The 16,682-nt window shown below is 52.0% G+C and carries 35 protein-coding genes, 1 tRNA gene and 1 pseudogene; 16 read left to right on the forward strand and 21 right to left on the reverse strand.

Annotated elements, in window-relative coordinates:
• The first annotated feature begins 32 nt into the window (after nucleotides 1-32).
• Entirely contained in the window at nucleotides 33-536 is a 504-nt protein-coding gene (locus tag ACMGGP_RS03710; protein ID WP_132499485.1) for a DUF1198 family protein, read from the forward strand.
• Between the two features lie 94 nt (nucleotides 537-630).
• Nucleotides 631-707, forward strand: a tRNA-Arg gene (locus tag ACMGGP_RS03715).
• Between the two features lie 18 nt (nucleotides 708-725).
• On the opposite strand, the gene ACMGGP_RS03720 is transcribed toward ACMGGP_RS03715, so the two are convergent.
• The 21 genes and pseudogenes from ACMGGP_RS03720 to ACMGGP_RS03820 all read right to left on the reverse strand — a co-directional run bounded on the left by ACMGGP_RS03720 (nucleotide 726) and on the right by ACMGGP_RS03820 (nucleotide 11,223).
• On the reverse strand, nucleotides 726-1,886 hold the full coding sequence (locus ACMGGP_RS03720) for a tyrosine-type recombinase/integrase (RefSeq protein WP_498798139.1): 1,161 nt from the start codon (nucleotides 1,884-1,886) through the stop codon (nucleotides 726-728).
• 137 nt (nucleotides 1,887-2,023) lie between these two features.
• Nucleotides 2,024-2,113: pseudogene (locus tag ACMGGP_RS03725) on the reverse strand (helix-turn-helix domain-containing protein); the annotation flags it as partial.
• 94 nt (nucleotides 2,114-2,207) lie between these two features.
• Nucleotides 2,208-2,372: a hypothetical protein gene (locus ACMGGP_RS03730; RefSeq protein ID WP_498798140.1), complete on the reverse strand. Its 165-nt coding sequence runs from the start codon at nucleotides 2,370-2,372 to the stop codon at nucleotides 2,208-2,210.
• A gap of 46 nt (nucleotides 2,373-2,418) precedes the next feature.
• Nucleotides 2,419-2,955, reverse strand: a complete 537-nt coding sequence (locus tag ACMGGP_RS03735) for a hypothetical protein (protein ID WP_498798141.1) — start codon at nucleotides 2,953-2,955, stop codon at nucleotides 2,419-2,421.
• A complete protein-coding gene (locus ACMGGP_RS03740) occupies nucleotides 2,952-3,164 on the reverse strand; it encodes a hypothetical protein (protein ID WP_498798142.1) in 213 nt (70 codons plus the stop codon). The genes ACMGGP_RS03735 and ACMGGP_RS03740 overlap by 4 nt, the downstream gene beginning before the upstream one ends.
• Before the next feature lie 5 nt (nucleotides 3,165-3,169).
• On the reverse strand, nucleotides 3,170-3,409 hold the full coding sequence (locus ACMGGP_RS03745) for a hypothetical protein (RefSeq protein ID WP_498798143.1): 240 nt from the start codon (nucleotides 3,407-3,409) through the stop codon (nucleotides 3,170-3,172).
• 61 nt (nucleotides 3,410-3,470) lie between these two features.
• Entirely contained in the window at nucleotides 3,471-3,713 is a 243-nt protein-coding gene (locus ACMGGP_RS03750; RefSeq protein ID WP_498798144.1) for a hypothetical protein, read from the reverse strand.
• Nucleotides 3,710-3,952, reverse strand: a complete 243-nt coding sequence (locus tag ACMGGP_RS03755; protein WP_354475755.1) for a DNA polymerase III subunit theta — start codon at nucleotides 3,950-3,952, stop codon at nucleotides 3,710-3,712. The genes ACMGGP_RS03750 and ACMGGP_RS03755 overlap by 4 nt, the downstream gene beginning before the upstream one ends.
• Nucleotides 3,953-4,146: 194 nt before the next feature.
• On the reverse strand, nucleotides 4,147-4,572 hold the full coding sequence (locus ACMGGP_RS03760; RefSeq protein WP_498798145.1) for a hypothetical protein: 426 nt from the start codon (nucleotides 4,570-4,572) through the stop codon (nucleotides 4,147-4,149).
• Between the two features lie 248 nt (nucleotides 4,573-4,820).
• Nucleotides 4,821-5,219 carry a hypothetical protein gene (locus tag ACMGGP_RS03765; RefSeq protein WP_498798146.1) on the reverse strand — a complete coding sequence of 133 codons (399 nt, stop codon included), beginning with the start codon at nucleotides 5,217-5,219 and terminating at the stop codon, nucleotides 4,821-4,823.
• A 2-nt stretch (nucleotides 5,220-5,221) separates the two neighbouring features.
• Entirely contained in the window at nucleotides 5,222-6,121 is a 900-nt protein-coding gene (locus ACMGGP_RS03770; RefSeq protein WP_498798147.1) for a RecT family recombinase, read from the reverse strand.
• The gene (locus tag ACMGGP_RS03775; RefSeq protein ID WP_498798148.1) at nucleotides 6,118-6,936 is read right to left on the reverse strand and encodes a PD-(D/E)XK nuclease-like domain-containing protein; all 819 of its coding nucleotides are present in this window, start codon (nucleotides 6,934-6,936) and stop codon (nucleotides 6,118-6,120) included. The genes ACMGGP_RS03770 and ACMGGP_RS03775 overlap by 4 nt, the downstream gene beginning before the upstream one ends.
• Nucleotides 6,936-7,247 carry a hypothetical protein gene (locus tag ACMGGP_RS03780; RefSeq protein ID WP_498798149.1) on the reverse strand — a complete coding sequence of 104 codons (312 nt, stop codon included), beginning with the start codon at nucleotides 7,245-7,247 and terminating at the stop codon, nucleotides 6,936-6,938. The genes ACMGGP_RS03775 and ACMGGP_RS03780 overlap by 1 nt, the downstream gene beginning before the upstream one ends.
• Entirely contained in the window at nucleotides 7,244-7,384 is a 141-nt protein-coding gene (locus tag ACMGGP_RS03785) for a hypothetical protein (RefSeq protein WP_158001809.1), read from the reverse strand. Before ACMGGP_RS03785 ends, ACMGGP_RS03780 begins: the two co-directional genes overlap by 4 nt.
• Nucleotides 7,381-7,545 carry a hypothetical protein gene (locus ACMGGP_RS03790; protein WP_167861880.1) on the reverse strand — a complete coding sequence of 55 codons (165 nt, stop codon included), beginning with the start codon at nucleotides 7,543-7,545 and terminating at the stop codon, nucleotides 7,381-7,383. The genes ACMGGP_RS03785 and ACMGGP_RS03790 overlap by 4 nt, the downstream gene beginning before the upstream one ends.
• Before the next feature lie 33 nt (nucleotides 7,546-7,578).
• The gene (locus ACMGGP_RS03795) at nucleotides 7,579-8,580 is read right to left on the reverse strand and encodes a hypothetical protein (protein WP_498798150.1); all 1,002 of its coding nucleotides are present in this window, start codon (nucleotides 8,578-8,580) and stop codon (nucleotides 7,579-7,581) included.
• Between the two features lie 138 nt (nucleotides 8,581-8,718).
• Nucleotides 8,719-8,940 carry a DUF551 domain-containing protein gene (locus tag ACMGGP_RS03800; RefSeq protein WP_498798151.1) on the reverse strand — a complete coding sequence of 74 codons (222 nt, stop codon included), beginning with the start codon at nucleotides 8,938-8,940 and terminating at the stop codon, nucleotides 8,719-8,721.
• A 19-nt stretch (nucleotides 8,941-8,959) separates the two neighbouring features.
• Nucleotides 8,960-9,313 carry a hypothetical protein gene (locus tag ACMGGP_RS03805; RefSeq protein WP_498798152.1) on the reverse strand — a complete coding sequence of 118 codons (354 nt, stop codon included), beginning with the start codon at nucleotides 9,311-9,313 and terminating at the stop codon, nucleotides 8,960-8,962.
• A gap of 109 nt (nucleotides 9,314-9,422) precedes the next feature.
• Nucleotides 9,423-9,602, reverse strand: coding sequence for an antirestriction Ral family protein (locus tag ACMGGP_RS03810; protein ID WP_498798153.1), 180 nt, complete (start codon nucleotides 9,600-9,602; stop codon nucleotides 9,423-9,425).
• A gap of 391 nt (nucleotides 9,603-9,993) precedes the next feature.
• Nucleotides 9,994-10,152, reverse strand: a complete 159-nt coding sequence (locus tag ACMGGP_RS03815) for a hypothetical protein (protein ID WP_498798154.1) — start codon at nucleotides 10,150-10,152, stop codon at nucleotides 9,994-9,996.
• Between the two features lie 333 nt (nucleotides 10,153-10,485).
• Complete coding sequence (locus ACMGGP_RS03820; RefSeq protein WP_498798155.1) at nucleotides 10,486-11,223, reverse strand: S24 family peptidase; 738 nt, start codon at nucleotides 11,221-11,223, stop codon at nucleotides 10,486-10,488.
• A gap of 118 nt (nucleotides 11,224-11,341) precedes the next feature.
• Between ACMGGP_RS03820 and ACMGGP_RS03825 the strand changes: the two genes are divergently transcribed.
• The 14 genes from ACMGGP_RS03825 (at nucleotide 11,342) to ACMGGP_RS03890 (ending at nucleotide 16,426) form a co-directional block, all read left to right on the forward strand.
• Nucleotides 11,342-11,575 (forward strand): hypothetical protein, encoded by a 234-nt coding sequence (locus tag ACMGGP_RS03825; protein ID WP_498798156.1) that lies wholly within the window; start codon nucleotides 11,342-11,344, stop codon nucleotides 11,573-11,575.
• 125 nt (nucleotides 11,576-11,700) lie between these two features.
• Complete coding sequence (locus ACMGGP_RS03830) at nucleotides 11,701-12,000, forward strand: CII family transcriptional regulator (RefSeq protein ID WP_058956886.1); 300 nt, start codon at nucleotides 11,701-11,703, stop codon at nucleotides 11,998-12,000.
• Between the two features lie 78 nt (nucleotides 12,001-12,078).
• Nucleotides 12,079-12,960 carry a replication protein gene (locus tag ACMGGP_RS03835; RefSeq protein ID WP_498798157.1) on the forward strand — a complete coding sequence of 294 codons (882 nt, stop codon included), beginning with the start codon at nucleotides 12,079-12,081 and terminating at the stop codon, nucleotides 12,958-12,960.
• A gap of 3 nt (nucleotides 12,961-12,963) precedes the next feature.
• Complete coding sequence (locus tag ACMGGP_RS03840) at nucleotides 12,964-13,845, forward strand: ATP-binding protein (protein WP_498798158.1); 882 nt, start codon at nucleotides 12,964-12,966, stop codon at nucleotides 13,843-13,845.
• Nucleotides 13,842-14,033, forward strand: a complete 192-nt coding sequence (locus ACMGGP_RS03845) for a hypothetical protein (protein WP_498798159.1) — start codon at nucleotides 13,842-13,844, stop codon at nucleotides 14,031-14,033. The genes ACMGGP_RS03840 and ACMGGP_RS03845 overlap by 4 nt, the downstream gene beginning before the upstream one ends.
• Nucleotides 14,030-14,239 (forward strand): hypothetical protein, encoded by a 210-nt coding sequence (locus tag ACMGGP_RS03850; protein ID WP_498798160.1) that lies wholly within the window; start codon nucleotides 14,030-14,032, stop codon nucleotides 14,237-14,239. The genes ACMGGP_RS03845 and ACMGGP_RS03850 overlap by 4 nt, the downstream gene beginning before the upstream one ends.
• Nucleotides 14,236-14,613 (forward strand): hypothetical protein, encoded by a 378-nt coding sequence (locus tag ACMGGP_RS03855; protein ID WP_498798161.1) that lies wholly within the window; start codon nucleotides 14,236-14,238, stop codon nucleotides 14,611-14,613. The genes ACMGGP_RS03850 and ACMGGP_RS03855 overlap by 4 nt, the downstream gene beginning before the upstream one ends.
• Nucleotides 14,601-14,909 carry a hypothetical protein gene (locus ACMGGP_RS03860; protein ID WP_498798162.1) on the forward strand — a complete coding sequence of 103 codons (309 nt, stop codon included), beginning with the start codon at nucleotides 14,601-14,603 and terminating at the stop codon, nucleotides 14,907-14,909. The genes ACMGGP_RS03855 and ACMGGP_RS03860 overlap by 13 nt, the downstream gene beginning before the upstream one ends.
• 1 nt (nucleotide 14,910) lies before the next feature.
• Complete coding sequence (locus ACMGGP_RS03865) at nucleotides 14,911-15,129, forward strand: hypothetical protein (protein ID WP_498798163.1); 219 nt, start codon at nucleotides 14,911-14,913, stop codon at nucleotides 15,127-15,129.
• Nucleotides 15,126-15,329 carry a hypothetical protein gene (locus ACMGGP_RS03870; RefSeq protein ID WP_498798164.1) on the forward strand — a complete coding sequence of 68 codons (204 nt, stop codon included), beginning with the start codon at nucleotides 15,126-15,128 and terminating at the stop codon, nucleotides 15,327-15,329. The genes ACMGGP_RS03865 and ACMGGP_RS03870 overlap by 4 nt, the downstream gene beginning before the upstream one ends.
• Nucleotides 15,295-15,750 carry a YbcN family protein gene (locus ACMGGP_RS03875; protein WP_498798165.1) on the forward strand — a complete coding sequence of 152 codons (456 nt, stop codon included), beginning with the start codon at nucleotides 15,295-15,297 and terminating at the stop codon, nucleotides 15,748-15,750. Before ACMGGP_RS03870 ends, ACMGGP_RS03875 begins: the two co-directional genes overlap by 35 nt.
• Nucleotides 15,743-15,955, forward strand: a complete 213-nt coding sequence (locus ACMGGP_RS03880; RefSeq protein WP_213014100.1) for a hypothetical protein — start codon at nucleotides 15,743-15,745, stop codon at nucleotides 15,953-15,955. Before ACMGGP_RS03875 ends, ACMGGP_RS03880 begins: the two co-directional genes overlap by 8 nt.
• The gene (locus ACMGGP_RS03885) at nucleotides 15,948-16,148 is read left to right on the forward strand and encodes a hypothetical protein (protein WP_498798166.1); all 201 of its coding nucleotides are present in this window, start codon (nucleotides 15,948-15,950) and stop codon (nucleotides 16,146-16,148) included. The genes ACMGGP_RS03880 and ACMGGP_RS03885 overlap by 8 nt, the downstream gene beginning before the upstream one ends.
• A gap of 2 nt (nucleotides 16,149-16,150) precedes the next feature.
• A complete protein-coding gene (locus ACMGGP_RS03890; protein WP_498798167.1) occupies nucleotides 16,151-16,426 on the forward strand; it encodes a dATP/dGTP diphosphohydrolase domain-containing protein in 276 nt (91 codons plus the stop codon).
• Nucleotides 16,427-16,682: the final 256 nt, after the last annotated feature.

Here is a 16,682-nt window from a genome sequence, read left to right on the forward strand (position 1 = left end):
TGATATCTGCAGGACAATCCGGGGACGATGTAATGATTTGGATAATACTTGCTACTCTGGCGGTGGTGTTTGTCGCTGGATTTCAGCTGCTCACCGCTGGCTCACGCCACGCCGCTCAGCGGCTCAGCAAACGGCTGCAGCTGCCACCGGTACAGGTGGAATCAATGATCTCTATGATGGGGAAAGAGGCGGCAAAAGAGTTTACCGACTATCTCAGCAAGGATAATGAAACGCACCTGCATAATGGCGCAGCTGTACTGCTGATCTGGCAGGTGTTCATTGTTGACGGCAGCGAGGAGAACAGCCAGCGCTGGCATGCGATTCTCAGTCGAGCCGGTTTTCCACCGCTTATTAGCCGCCAGCAGCTGCTGCTCGCGCTGGGCTTTCTGCGCCAGCTGGAGCCGGACATCCAGGCGCTGCATGCACTTCGTGAGCAATACAATGCGCGTTTCACATCACAAGGGATTGAGCTGGAAGGAGAATTTACCGACAACAGTAAACTCGTGTCGCTCAGCGAATGGCGCAGGCGTCACTGACGCCAATTGGTCATTACCGCAGCACTTCGCTGCGGAGAAACGGCAAAAACGTTGACGTACCCGCTTCCCGACGTATAATCCGTGCCATCTCCATGCGCCCTTAGCTCAGTTGGATAGAGCACCGGCCTTCTAAGCCGTAGGTCACAGGTTCGAATCCTGTAGGGCGTACCATATAAAATCAACGAGTTATCACCTCCCTCCGACTACCAGATTTTCCACATGGGACAGATTTGGGACACGACTGCCAAAAATCGCATCAATTTGCCGTGCATGCTCCGTTAAATGATTAGGTGCAAGGTGCGCATATCGCTGGACCATTTCAATGCTTTCCCAGCCGCCCATTTCCTGAAGTGCAGATAATGGAACGCCAGCCTGAATTAGCCAGCTTGCCCAGGTATGCCGCAAGTCGTGAAACCTGAAATCCTCTATACCGGCCCGTTTCAGTGCTGCGCGCCACGCAGTGTTTGAATCGACCCGCATCTTCCTGACGCTTGCCGTAGTCGTGCCGTCATTCCGCTTCACCGATTCGGTGTGAACAAATACCCAGTTGTTGTGCCGGCCGATTTGTCGTCTCAGGACTGATTCAGCCAGGCCATTCAGCGCTACGCCAATAGCTCTGCCTGACTTACTCTCTTCCGGGTATATCCACGCCACCTTCCGCTGCAGGTCAATCTGCTGCCATTTCAGGTCGACGATGTTCGAGCGGCGCAGGCCTGTTGCCAGTGCGAACTCTACGGTAGACTTTAGAGGTTCCGGACACTCATCAATCAGTCGCTTTGCCTCAGCGGGTTCGAGCCACCGCACCCGCTTATTTCTTTCCTGAGGCACTTTGATAACCGGCGACTTCTCGATCCACTTCCATTCCCTTTCCGCTGCACGCATCAGCGCCTTCATTAATGCCAGGTGCTTTGCTTTGGTAGAGGTGGAAACGGCAGCCGGTTTGTACTCCCCGATATCCAGCCCCTTCTTCGCCATTGAAACAGCGCGTTGCTCCCATCGCTCCTTTGCCTTACGGTTGGTCATCCTGCTGACCGCGGCATAAATCTTCGCCTCGCTGATGTCCTTCAGCAACACCCCCTCAAAATGCATGAGCCAGAATCCGATCCGGCCCTTATCTGCATCGAGTGATTTCTTGTGCGCCTTTTCTTCCAGCCAGCGCAGACATGCCTCTTCGAACGTTACGTCAGGGAAATCACCCAACCGCTCTATTCGCCATAGCTCAGCCTTTCGCCGGTCGTGAAGCTCCTGTGCTTGCTTTCGGTCCTCTGTGCCAAGAGATTCCTTAATGCGCTTCCCGCCTGGCGTCGTGTAACTCCCGTACCAGACGGTACCTCTGCGGAAGATCGACATGATTTATTCTCCTCATGTGCATCTGCCGCGCTCACGGCGACAGTGTGCATTGGATTGTTGAGAGCGGCAATACAGGCCTGACGGGTGAGGAGGTAGGGCGACTTTGGCTTGGACGGGTCTTTGCGCGTAGCCATCAGGCGTCCGGTACGAATCCACTGCTGACACGTAGGCCGGGAAATGCCGAGGAACGCGCACGCCTCATCCATAGACAGGGCATAGGTTTCCATATCTACTCCTTATACGGCCAGTTCCAGGCCAGCACGATGCAAATAAAAACGACGAGCCACATGAACTCGCCGGGGGTGATGTCGCAGATGGTGTTCATGCGAACCACTTGTCGATTTTGTCGTACTCTTCGACCACATCTTGATAGCCGAGGGAGTTCAGTAATTCGCAAATCACATCATCAGCATTTGCATGGGCAATTTCTTTGTCACGGAGCCCCTGCAGTATGTGCAATTTCGCTAGAGCCTCTTCTCTGGACATAACAACTCCTCACGCAGAGCGCGATAGTGAATAGGGTGGGTAAGGGTTACTTCAGGGTGATGTGACGGATGCTGCCGGACGTGAGGGCTTTATAGAGAAATACCAGGTCAAAGAGTCCGTGCGCATGACCCAAAGCATTCTGAAGGTCTGCTATCGTCTCCTCACGCTTGCGCTCTGCGTCGGTGCGAATGGGGCGGAAGTATTCAGAACTCGAAACGCTCACCGTTTCCTCGGTCTGAAAAACCGCGCAATTTCTCCCCTTAAAGTTCGTATGCGACAGGATTTTTCCAACAGACCATGATTCATCGCCGTGCGCACCTTTCACCTCACACTCAGACCCAACCGGCGGCAGGCCTTCGCCACTCCACGCAGGCCGATTAGACTTAGCAAGTGCCAGTTCATACTCTTCTCGATTCACCTTCATTCCTTCCATTCCATCCACAACGCCATCAATCGTAGATAGCCATCCACCTTTTTCGCTGTAGAATTTCGCCTCGCCAAAACTCACCGCAACGAAATCGGCCCCAGGCTTCCATCCTCCGTGGGATGGCAGTACTTCTAAAAGGCAGTCAATCAGCTTCATGCCACTCTCCTATGCTGCTTAGCGCGCTCAATGCGCTGGTAGTCTTCGCAGCATTCCGGGCAGCAGAAGAAGCCTTTATCTACTGACTCCTCGCAGTTATAGCAGGCACCGGTAAACTTCATTTCAGGGCGTTTACGGTTCGCCAGGGCAATCTCAATCATCTGCTGCTCGCGTTCTGCTGCTTCATCCAAAATATCGGCATGGCTCATGGGTTTTACTCCTTGATATTGGCGATCATCTCATCGATGTAATCATCAACTTCAGCTGCATCGCCTGACGCATCCTGAAGCACTGAAACCAGCTCATCGTCGGACATAGAGAGCGCAGAAAGAATCTCAACGATGCAGTTGCCAGCGATATACAGTTCGCGCTGGTCAGAACAATCAGAAAAGCAACCTTTCACCGCGGAAATAAGGTTATTGCGTAGCTCTTTCGGATGGTCGGTGTTAATCATTTCGGTGTCCTATAGGCAATAAAAAACCCCGCCGTGGCGAGGTTGATTTAAAAAAAGTCACTCATTTTGCCGCTATGTTTCTCTCGGCGTGTAGAACTTGCTCTTCAGCTACAGCAAGCCCTTCTTCTACCGCATACCATATTCGCTTGATGCCACCATTATTCGGTGCCGGGTATTCAACATAGTTAACAGAGAAATTCTTTCCTTCGAAGATAAGCCCATGATGCATGGCTTCCTCTCCAGATATTTCAAGCAGGGTCTTGTAACTGAATTGATGTGGTCTGAACACTATTATCTCAATCACTTAATATCCTCCTTCTGATAAACCGGGTCAGTGCCGCGGGGGTACTGCAGCGCAACGTTTCTGTAATGCTGCAATCTCTCCCTGAAATATTCCTTCAGCGCTTCCGGCTGCTGCATCTCCACCTCCATGGCGATAACCGGCATATTCATACGCTCCTTGTATGCGACTCCTGACGCGGCTAAATCCACGTTAATCCTGTCGCGTTCTTCTCTGCTGCGTGCTGCTAAGTTGTGTGACATGGCGATGTCCTCCTGTGGGGAGTATATCGCTTATTCGACTTGCTTTGGCGCTCCTGATATCACTCTGTGCATCTTCCTTGCGCACATCATCCTAATCCTACGCGCCCAAATCTCAGTCCTTTTGGCTGCCTTGCCAACCGGCCAGCATACGATGAGAGCAGGCAATGCAATGAGAAGCGAGTATCTGAATCTAGTCATTTCGCCTCCTCAATGTTGCGCAGGATGGCGGCGCGCATCCAGTTTGCGCCCACAGCAAATCCGGCATAAGCACCTTTTATGCCGATGGCTTGTGCGCTTGATGCGATTTCCTGTAGTTCAGGCGCATCTGCGTGGGTTATTTCATCCGGCACCAGCTCAGCCAGGTCAGCGGCGGGCGCGGGGCGCAGGAACAACTCTGTGCCATCATGAAAGTTTTCCCAATCAGCTTGGTCATGCAGGCACACTACGCGAGCATTTGGGTATTCGTTATTATCGGATACCTCTCCGCGGTCAACGCGTCCAATGGGCTGCGCGGTCAGAGCGGACAGCGCGATTTGCGCAATCTGCTGGGCCTCTACGGCAGGAAGCATGACGTTTGCATAGTCGCCATATTTCTCACGCCATTCTGATATTTTTCGCAACGCTCAATCATCGCCAGCCTCTGCTCTGCGTTCATGATGGCTCCTTACGCGTCGATTCTTGCTCCCATGCTTTCTGCATGAACTCTTCGCTGAAATGCATTTCTGGCGCCTGCTCGAAAGCGATATACGCTTCTTCCTGGCAGTTTGTGCAGTAGCCAGACACTTTACGGCATCCGCAATCATCGCAATGTGCACTCATTATCTTACCCCTTATGCCGCTGTCAGGCTCAATGCCGCGGAGAAAATAGTTAGTCCAGGCAGCCCGGATACCAGCCACGCCTAATGAGGCGCGCCCGTTTTTCGGCTGCGATGATGTTTTGCTGGCGCTTGTCTTCACCGCGCTCAGCAAGTGACCGTCTGCTGATGAGCATGGTTTGCGGTCGGGTTGGCGTGAGGCGACTTGTGCTGATAAGCGTGTAAGTGTAATCGGTGCATCCATCTACCGGCATCGGGCTGGTCGCCTCAATCACCGCTGTTTTACCGCGCAGGCATCCACGCATCAGCCCGTTAAACTCACCAAGCGTCATATGAAAAAAGGCGCTTAATTCGCGCCCTGTTTGTGGTCTTTTGGATAGCTGGAAGGTGACTTTCTCTTTGAATCCGCTGTTCGGGTGATTGTTGCGCCGGTACTGAGCGAGCTTTCGCATGGTTACTCTCCGGCCTCTTCAATCTCCGCTTTGCGAAGCAGATAAACATCTGTGGCTTTTTCCAGCGTTTCAGCCTCGCTTGCCAGCATGCGCGCCGCGTACTTATAGCATCGGTCCAGCCCGGCAACGTTTTCAGCTTCAGCTGCTGCAGTGGTGAAATCGGCAAGCAGCTCGTCCGGCGTGCGCGCTGATGCACTGGTATTCGTCGCCGGGTTAATTTCGCGCTCAGGCTGCTGCGTTTCAGGTTTGCTGTTAATCAGGTTGTTCAGGTCAGCGCGACTGCGTGCCGGGGTGACGTCGCGTTCTGCGCGCTGAGCCGGTTCAAACTCATCCGGGGTATAAACACCGAGAATCACGTCCGGGCAGTAGAGGCGCGCCCAGTATTTAACAGCCAGATATGCCAGTTGCTGCTTTGGTGCTGTCTTCCACAACGGGGAATTGCGAGTGGTGACATACTCCATGTAAAGCGGTTCACCCCACGTGATTTCTGTTTCACCTCGCAGCACTGCGCCGACGCGTACAGACAGGCCGCGCTCATTCGATGCGTTTGCTGCGCCCGGCTTGAACTTCTCCCAGTCGCCGCCGTACTCATATTTGAATCGGCCCTGAACGGCGGTTGAACTCGTGATTACCGCATTGACCAGCTGAGCCTCATAACCCAGCGTGCCGTTAACCAGATGCGTTTTCTGCGCCACCGCGTAAGGATTCATTCCCCACTGAGCAGCCTGTAATGCTATCGCCAGACAGTCAGCAGGCTTGCCGGACAGGTGAGCAGGAACCGTTGCCTTGCCCTGCGCCATGACTTCAGCAAACGCCTGCAGCTTATGCAGGCCACTCGGGCTGAAGATTGCCGCCTTGGTGTCAGCCTCATTGACTGGCGCCGTGATGATGTCGTTGCTCATGCGTAATCCTTTCTCTTAGCCCAGTCAGGGCGTGTAATTTCTTCGATGCCGCCCCAGTTACCGGACAGCATGCATTCGTGATAGGTATCGAGGTTGCGGCGGAACAGGTCATAGCCCACGGCAACATCGTCCTCCTGCAGCTGGAAGGTGCGCACCGGGTACCGGCCGCAGTCGATCGCCTCGCTGACTGCGATGAAAACGAAAAGTGGATATTCACCGAAGTGCTTGCTGAAGCCTTCTCGGTAATAGGCGTCCTGAACGTGATAGCGGAACTCTTCAACGTGTCGTGCGAAGCGTGACATATCCGCCACTTTCTTCACGTCGACGATGACGGGCTGACCTGAGAGAAATTTGTCTGGCCGGATCCGGCAAAGTTCGCCTGTCTGCTCGTCGTTCCAGTAAATTGACGCCTCCTGATGACCTTCAGCCTCAAGCAGCCAGCGTGCCGCAGGATGGGCGAGGGCGCTGGCGCGCATCAGCTGTAGCTTCCGGCCCTGCTCGGCATCCATGACCGTCATTCCCGTGCTTTCGCAGTCCTTCAGGAACCGCTGCTCATCGGCCTTACCTTCATTGGTTCGCCGGTTGAATGCCGGAGCCACGATAAAGCGATTGTCGAACTCTTCAGGCTCCAGCAGCAGGCAGTGCAGCGCAGTCCCCATATCTAGCGCCGCTTTCTTCTCGTCATCCTCCGGCGCTTCTTTGCGCCACTGGAATATGGCCGGGTTGATGGCAATGTCATCCAGCTGTGATTTGCTGATGCCCGGGCCGCCGTGATAGTCCTCGTTGCTGATGTCGTAATAGATGCCCGGCTGCATTACGCTGCCTCCTGATTTCCGTGTTTGTTGCGGTAAATCCCGATCGCAATTTCACGCCGCGCAACCCGCACCATCGCCTCACGCAAAAACGCGTCAGCGGCTTCGTGCTGCTCGTCGTCTTCATCGAACATCTCAATGGCAGGGTAGTCGTAATGCTTTGTCAGGAAGGCGCACAGAGCGGGCATTAACGGGTTAGTCTTGTGCTGGTTCATGCGCGCATCGACTTCAGCGGCAATACACTCCAGCTCATTCTCAGGCAGGTTGTCGGCGATATCCTGCACCTCATGCCGGGCTGTTCTGTTCAGTCTCATTTCTTCTCTCCCAGTCCGAGGCTTTTCAGCATCAGGTTGATGAAGGTGAAATCCTTCGAGTTCTCCAGCATCTTGCGATGGCGCTCTAACTCTTCCTGCTGCTTCTGGTAAGGCAGGGTGGGTGATTGAGTCTTCATGGCTTGCCCTCCTGCGATACGACCTGTAACAGGCGCTCCCAAAGCTGCTGTAAGCGGCTCTTAGGCTTCCACGACATAACGTCAGCGCCGGTGAGTTTGAAATCGAACATGGTGTTTTTGGGGCAGCCCGATGCCGCCCCAGCGATAGCGAAAGCTTGCATGGGGATACTCCGTTGAATGGGTGGGTTGTTGGTTTAGTAAGTGATGCGAATGGAAGTAACTTCACCTTTGGCGATCGCCGTGATTGCGATACGCGCCTGCTCTTCGGTCAGGCCTACAGCGACGAGGTCAGCCAGCGCTTTGTTGTTTACTGCTTTGCGGTGAGCAACATCAGCTGCGCGGGCGGCCGCTTCGTCAGCAATTCGTTTCTCTTCAGCCAGGCGGGCAGCTTCTGCTTCACGGGCTTTGCGCTGCTCAGCTTCGATAGCGGCTTGCTTCTCACGCTCTGCCTTTTCGCGCGCTTCCTGTGCCTGTCGCTCGGCTCGTTCCTTCGCCTCTCTGGATTCGCGCTCTGCGCGCTCCTGAGCGGCTTTAGCGTCGGCTTCCGCCTTTTCCTTGGCTGCTTGTAAATCTGCCTCACGTTTAGCCGCTGCTTCACGCTCACGCTGTGCTGCCTGCTCTGCTTCAATGCGAGCCTGTTCAGCAGCCTGGCGGCGAATCTCTTCTTCGTGTGCTGCGCGCTGAAGTTCTGCTTCGGCTTTCGCTTCTGCAGCGTCGCGGTCAAGCTTATCGTTCAGCAGCAGAGCCATTTCGTGATCGGACTCAATCTGCTTTTTTAGGGCTTCTTCAGCAGCTTTCTGCTCGGCTTCAATGCGCAGGCGCTCATCTTCAGCAGCTTTCTCTGCGGCGATGCGTTCCTGTTCTTCTTCCCACTCAGTGAGTGGCTTGCGCGTCATGTCACGGAGATTGTCACAGGCATCAACGAACCGCTTAATCTCTGCTTCAGCAGGCTTCACAGCCTCTTTGAGGCGCTTAAGATAGTCACGGCCCGGCTTCTCAATTGCCGTCTTGCTGCGTGATACCTGAGCCGCCAGTGATGCAACGCGGGCCCGACCTTTAGCAGTGCTCAGGTCAGGCACTTCGTTAACCTGCAGGCGAATCTGCTCAAGATAAGCGTCGAGGCCGTTAGGTACATACAGTGCCGGAGCTTGTTCAGGTTTAATCTCCAGCACTGCTAAATCGGTAGCTTCAGTCATTTCCGTCTCCTGAATTTTGGTAAAAAAGAAGGCCGCACTAAGCGGCCAAATCGCATCCTGTTCTGTCTCTATCATTTGAAACTTCACAGCGTTGGTGCGTAGCACCTCAAAGCCGTCTGAGTAGGCGGCTTTACGGTGTCACTCAGTTGGTGCTGGATATGCGCACCATTGCTTTATCTTCACTTCAGACTCATCAATGCCTGCAATCTGAAAAACCCACTTCCATTCCCCTGTCGGGATGCCCCCAGCACCAAACCACAAAGCCCGCCATGCAATCAGAACACCCTCTCCGTTAAGGTCATTCACCAAAACCTGCTGTTGTGCTTCAGGCAGGCTTTCACTGCACTTAACCCACTCCATCCTCTTCTCCTGTTAGTGGTTACTGGCCCAATGCTTTTTTATCCAAGAGGCCGATATCGTAAAATTCTTTCGCCTCACGGTGATCAACAAGGCGTCCGTTAACTGTATTGGCAACGTCGCTTGCCCGGCTTCCCGGCTCAAACCATCCTGTTTCTTTTTCTCTTTCGGTAAGCTCACGCGTATCAAGGCTGCTTATCTCAGAGGCCTCACAAACCGGGCAGTGATAGGGCCCGCACTGAACCATGCCTATACCCACATCGCAGTGGTCTGCCTCGCAGTGCTCGTAACTGCAGTAAGGACATATGGCTTCATCAGGACTCCATATGCTGCCGTTACTGGTGCTGAACTTGTGATTCCCTATTCCTGTGCTCATATATTCCCTCCTGCTATAAACCCCAGCCCCATCAACACACCAATAACCAGCCACCCGAATATGTAGTTACCAGTGCTTATCATGGGGGCTCCAAATGTGAAAAAATCCGCTACATGGCGGCCAGTTCTCGTTCAATCATCTTCGTCGTGCGAATGGCCCATTTGTCGACCATCTTCCCGTCTACAAATATCGGGACCATCTCTTCAGGCTTAACCATGCACTCAGACTGCAACTTGCAGCCGTTGCATTTTTTGAACTGGCCGCACCATTTATCAGTAATCGAATTCATATGGATAATCCTGATACTGACTCATATCGTCAGCCGGGTGTTCGTCGAACTCTTCTTCATCCATTACCAGTTACCTCGCCGTTACGATGTCTTTTGAGTTGCGATACCCTGCAGCAAATATCGCTATTTCTGGTAAGCACTGTGATGTGCTCTCATGCCTGTCACGCAGAGAAGGGGAGACTTAACGCTTGAGCAGCAGATATGCCATCCCGACTATGACCAACCCGGCAAGCGTCATCAGAGCCGCGTGCCTGCAGGTACGCATGAAGAGTTGCTTCCACGGCATCCTTACCTCCTTCCCGTCACCAAGGTTCACGCATATTGCAATCACGTGAAGACTCAGGAACCAGACCAGCAGAATCTTTGCGGAATATATTATTTCGTGCATTTGCTACCTCGCCGTGACTGCGCCCGCCACCTTGCGATGACCTGCGTTATAAAGTGGCTCGATGCTGCCGCCACGGTAGTTCGCACCCGTTGCTGCCATTATGCTGCGCTCATTCTCCCGGCGTGCATGACGACGCGCCCGACAACGTTCTCTTGCGTTCATATCGACTCCTTATTTGTCCGGCTCAGGCCGCTTTTCAAACGACCTGAAACTGACATTTTCCACACCAGACGCCTTCTCGGCATAAGGTGGTACAACACCAGATTGTTAAAGAGCAAAAGTCCGTTTACTTGTTCGCCAGCTTCCTGCTGATGGGATTTAATTTATCTCAAAGATAAACATTGGTAAATAGCAGCGTGATAAATAATTTATCAAATTGGAGGGGTTTTTAGATAAATGACTGTAAGAAAAGGATAAATAATTTTATCAAATTTGTTTTGGGCGTAAAAAAACCAGCTCGAGGCTGGCTTTCTTAGCAATATGAAGGGGTTTGGCTTAGCCGAGGCGGGTGTAGCTCATCTCCCATTTGCCAACTACGAAGCCCTGAACGTGGAACTGAGCTTCATCCTCTGAGGTGATCTCCCACTTCTCATAGGTTTGGTTGTCGCTTATGACTATGAGGCGATCCTTAAGCTTCTGAAGCCTCTTAATGTGCATGCTGTCTCCATAGGCGAAAGCATAGATACCATCACTGACGAAGCGGCTGACAGTGACATCCAGTACCACCAATTCACCAGGCTCTACGGATCCTCTCATGCTGTCACCTACAGCGGTCGTTATCTTTAGAGAAGATGCCGGCCTGCCGCCAAACATGCGCTTTGCATATTCAGGGTCAATTTCAATTGATTGAATTATCTCTGGATAATCACTATTCATCCTTCCTCCACCACAACTCATCTCCACATCAAGCTGCTCTATCCTGTATGTATGATCAGTATAGTTTCTTGAAAGGTTTTGCAAGTTGTAATTTCCAGCGTCACCAGTATCGCTTGGATTTTCCACACGATTAGTATGAATACTGTCCATCCATCCCTTCGGTTTACTAAATGCGACCTCCACTCTGCGCGCGATTGCATCTCCAATATTTCGCACTGGATTAGCTGATGTTGTCTGGCTGAGCTGACTAGCTGTTACGCCTAGCTGCTCCGCAAACTCTGCTTTTGTTAGCCCCTTCGAAGTGTACTCGCTAAGCAGGGCGCGCAAGTTAATGCGTCTTATCTCTTTAGTTTCCATGTCTTACATATTCCCATTACTTAGCAAAATGATAAATATGCAGATTGATAAATCAGCTTGCCAATAATTTATCAGTAAGATAAACTTTGATTAATCTTCAACAAAAAAGGTAAAGCAGATGACTAACGACCTTCTCCGGTGGCGTCAGGAAGCCACAAAAGAAGATTGGTCTCATCTCGCTCAGCTTGCGAAGACATCCGTTGGCTATCTCGACCAGATTGCATATGGATATCGCCGCGCTTCTCCTCAGATGGCTGAGAGCATTGAGAAAGGCACCAAAATCTTCAAGCGATTGAAAGCAGTTTCAAAAGAAAAATTGGTTTTTGCAGAACTGAAAACCAAAGCAGCTTAGGCAGTGCCGCTCTTTATCAATCTGAATCCTCACCCTATGCCGAGAAGGTGTCTGGTGAAAAACTCAAGTGACGATGCTCACCGCAATGTCACGCAATTACTTAACCATCAAAGGAATTTTACATCATGGAAATTGCAAGCTATCGCAAAAAAGCGAGAGAGATTGAAAGCCAGTTACTGAACAAACTGGCTGAACGTGGACAGGGAACACTGGCAAAGGTACTCGACCTGGACGACGCAGCTGTAAGCCGCATGAAGCGTCCATCAGGAAAGCAGCGTCACAGCTTCTTCCAGATGATGAGTCTGGCGCTGGCGTATCTGGATGTGGTGTCGCCGGAGTCGGAAATGGCTCAGAGGTTGTTGCGTATTGAGCAGCTACTGACAAAAGAAAAAGCCCCGAGCTGCGCGAACAGCTTCGAGGCCTGATAGCAATTTGCGAACACAAATAACTGGAGGAAATTATGCCAGGACTAACTGGATATGTAAACAGTGGCGAGGTTCTTTATGAGTAATCTCGCTTACAACAACGTCTCACCAATCAGGCCTGATACAGAGGCCGTGGAGCGCCGTGTGGTCGATACCGATAATGGGTTTACCAGAGTCGCTAACGAACTACTGGAGGCTATCGCAAGCGCCGATTTAACAGCTCGTCAGTTGAAGCTCATGCTGGCGTACATCCGCAAAACGTATGGCTTCAACAAGAAATCAGATCGCATCGCCGATGAGCAGATAGCTCAACTTACCGGCCTGTCACGGCAGAACGTGAACAAAGCCAAGAAAGAGCTGATTTCCATGAAGTGTCTGTTAGTCGAAGGGAGTCAAATCGGTGTTAACAAGGAGGTCTCAGCGTGGCAATTCAGCAAGTGTCTCCAAGTTAGCAATTTAGTCTCTAAGCCAGAGACTTCAAATGTCTCTAAGTTAGAGACTTTGGATGTCTCGAAGCTAGAGACACACAAAAGACATTATTCAAAAGACAAGAAAGACAATATTAATAAACCCCCTATAGTCCCCCGTCCTGAAGAAACTAAATCGGCTGAAAAGCCAAAAACAAAAACCTTCGATCCAATGGACGCCGTACTGCCCGAATGCGTTTCTGCAGAACTGTGGCTTTCATGGGTCTCATATCGCAGGGATATCAAGCAGGCAATCAAATCTAAGCAGACCGTAACTCAGGCTCTCAACCTGTTAAGCCGGTGTCATGCAAATGGTCATCTGCCTGAAGAGATCATCAACAACAGCATCGCGAACGGCTGGACCGGACTGTTTGAACCTAAACAGGCCAAGGTAGCGCCGCGCCAGAATAATGGGCCAGCGAGAGCTGTTGCTGAGCGGTTTAGCGAGAAAGATTATGGACAAACTCAAATGCCTTCCTGGGCGCAGGAGTAACTCATGAGCTATGAAAACCAGATTGCCAGCGATACCCGCGAGAAGATCGCAAAAGTTCAGCGTCAGATTGAAGAACTGGATGCACCACCAAAGCAGATTGAAAATACCGTGTTCGAATTTATTCAGGCTGTATGTGACAAGCATGGCGCGTTCGAACAGCGCTGCAGGAAAATGACTATCGGTTTTGGTGGAAAAGAGATGGTCACCAAGAGCGAGTGCAAAAAATGCCTGGAAGAGAAATTAGCCAAGCTGAAAAGCGATGAAGACAGCATTGCACGACGCCGCCGGGAAAGCGAAATCATGCGCCTGATGGGAAACCTGAACCTGCCACAACGCTTTTCACCGTCAACTCTGGATAACTACGAGCCAACAAATCAGGACGCAGCCCGCTGCCTGAAGCTATGCAAAGCCTACGCAGCCAAATGGGCAGATCGCCGCAAGCAGGGTGGCGGCATGGTCATGTGTGGCAAACCCGGCACTGGCAAGAACCACCTTGCCCTGGCTATCGCTAAGCATGTTATCAACGAGCATCAACATTCAGCCATGTTCACCACTGCATTGCGTGTAGCTCGGGCCTTTAAATCAACCTGGGGTAAGAACGCTGAGCGCACTGAGTACGACGTTATCAGCGCATACACCGATCCCGACCTGCTTATCATCGATGAGGTTGGCGTTCAGTTCGGCAGCGAGGCGGAAAAACTGATTCTGTTTGAGGTCATCAACACCCGCTATGAGCAGATGAAACCAACGATTCTTATCAGCAACCTCCCACTGGAAGAACTGACAGTGTTCATCGGCGAGCGCGTCATTGACCGCATGAACGATGGCGGCGGCTGCACTCTGGCTTTCACATGGGATTCCTACCGCTCACGGGGTGCTGCATGAATATCGACTTGATGGACTACGTCGTTATTGAGATGTACGCCAACGGTAACAACACCTGGAAAGACAACGTCTCGACCGTCGACAAGGTGCAACGGCTGGTTGATTTCAGCCTGGAGGTTGCTCATGTGTTTATTGCTGTCGGAGCCTACTCAGAAAACTGGCAGCGTTACTACGAGGTGAAGCCATGACACAGGTAACTCAACTGGTAATCATACCACCGCTGATGCGTCAGGCCCGCAACATGACGCTGGCAATCATCGACCTGACTAAGAAGCGCGACCTGACGCCGGAGCAGTTCCGGGACCGCCTGCACGCCATCGACATGCTGGCACGTGAAGCACACGACACGATTGTTGATGCTGAGTTTGAGCAGCAGGACAGGAGTCACCAATGAAAAAGCTAACAGCAGAGAAATGCAGAAGTGTTATCGAAGGCTTTAAGTGGATGGCTGCCGAAGGCCCGGGCATGTCTATCCGTGATGAATACGACATTCAGGCTTATGAACTTGCACTCCCCATACTGGAGCAGCAGGAGATGATAACGGATAACAGTGAAGTGGTGACGGATAGCGCTGTGTCTGGTGATCAGTGGATTGTGTGGTGTGGTGGCTCTGTTACGCCGGTAGATGGAGTTGTCGAAGTGCGGTGGAGTACAGGCTCAACCGATATAGGCCATGCCAGAGATTTTAGATGGGAGCACTCACGATACACTATTAACATCATCGCCTACCGCATCGTCCCGGATTGGGAGGAATCATGCTCGAATTGACCGATGAAATCAGGGCAGAGCTTCACACCAACGAAGCCTTCACTCACGTGCTCGAGAGATGTCTTGAAGTGCCTGAGCTCATTTCAAACTTCTGCAGGATTTACGAAGTAGAGCTTCCACGCCAGCCGCGCAATGGACTTGAAGCGATGATTGATGAGACGACCGGGTATCGCAATGACACCTACGCCAAATTCTTTTCGGCCTTCATCCCCTTTGTGCACCGCGTTGTTTACCAGCCACTGCTCAATAACTTTGAGCGGCCGGAGCAGCCCACCAATCAGAACGGAGAGCAGTGATATGGGTAAACCACAAGATTCAGACATCATCGCCGAACTTCAGGGTGTAGGTCGTGACGGAAAACCAACGTATTACATCAGGAATTGCTTGCTGTTTGACGGGCATGAAATTACGACCCAGCAACTGAGGGCGAGGCTCAAATGTTTAGAGGAGAAGGGGCTGGTAAAGCGCGTCAAATCTCCATTCTTTAAAAACAACATTAGCTGGGGTTTGGTATGAAAAACGTAATCCCCTTAAAACGCTCTGAGCACGTCATATCAGACGTTGAACTGGATAAGCTGGCAAATGACCTTACTGTTATCGCCACGCGCTATGCAGGCTTTATGTCACTCCCTGCAGCTATCCGCAAAACCCTTAGCGACGCATTAAAGCGAGACAAACGCGATGGAGATACCCAAAGAGGGCCTGAGGCTTCATAAGACCAACTTCAACGCCATCGGGCAACAGCTTCAACCCCTGCTCGAATCCGGCGACTGTTACCGGCTAATCCTCAAGCCGTGGAAAGAAAAACGCAGTCTCAATCAGAACTCCCTTTCTCATATGTGGTACGGCGAAATCAGCGAATACCTGATTAAGTCCGGGCGCACTGACGCCTCGCCAGAGTGGGTAAAGCGGAACCTCAAGAAAACCTATCTGGGCTGTGAGCAGGTCGAATACACCGACTTTGTGACCGGCGAGAAGGTCAGCACATGGGAACCCCGGCACACATCCAGTCTTGATACAGGCGAGATGCATTACTTCCTGAATCAGGTGGAACGGTGGTGCGCGCAGTTCGGCCTGGCGCTGACTATCCCCGCTGACTCCGAGTACCAGAAACTGAAGGATAAACAAAATGCCTAAGAAAGCGTGGTCAGATAAAGACTTAGCGTATATCGAACGCGTAGCAGGAAAAGTTCCAGTACCTGTCATGGCGGCAGCGATTAACAAAACGGTGCCAGCTGTAAAGGTGAAGGCTTATTCCATCGGCTTAAAGCTCAGGGTGCCCGTGGATGTACTGAGAAAGCACTGGCCTGAGTATGTAACCGAGGGGAGCAGCCATGCGTGAAACCTGGTTCTGTCACGACCCTGTAGACAATGAAACCGCTAACGAACTCCTTTCCCGCTACGCCTCTCGCAACATCAAAACTCAGAAGACACTCGCAACAGACCCGCGCCTCTGGCTGGTGAGCGCCTTGCTGCCTGAGTTCCGTAACGAGCCAATACCGAGCAGGCAGTATAAAAACCCAATGTGGAGCTGAGCATGACAACAAAGTATGACGCCGGTAAGTGGCGGTTCAGCCTGGTGCCAATGAATGCGATCAGGTCGGTTATCGAGGTGCTGGAATTCGGAGCTAAGAAATACGCGCCGGACAACTGGAAGACAGTTCCTGATGCCAGAACGAGATATTTCGATGCGACCATCCGTCACGTCACAGCGTGGTGGAGTGGGGAGAAAGACGATAGCGAAAGCGGACTGCCACATCTGGCTCACGCAATCTGCTGCCTCCTGTTTCTTCTCTGGCTTGATGAGGAGTAACCCAATGCGTGAACGCTGCTGCCGCTGTCACATAACACTCACCTCAGAAGACAAGTATCACTATTCCATTAGCTGCGAGTCGTGCGAATGCGATATCGAATGGGAGAACCATGAACGAGATAACCCAATCAAATCTGCCTACTGGCGTTGGCGAGCAGTGTGCTTCTGCCTGCGCTTTCTGTTCTGCGGCGCTGCCAGAGTCAGTAGTGTACTGCTGCACAAGCTGCGAAATAAGCCTGATGCAGGACCCCAACTT

This window comes from Curtobacterium sp. BNK-1, from assembly GCF_048685235.1.
Taxonomy (GTDB): Bacteria; Pseudomonadota; Gammaproteobacteria; order Enterobacterales; family Enterobacteriaceae; genus Pantoea; species Pantoea agglomerans.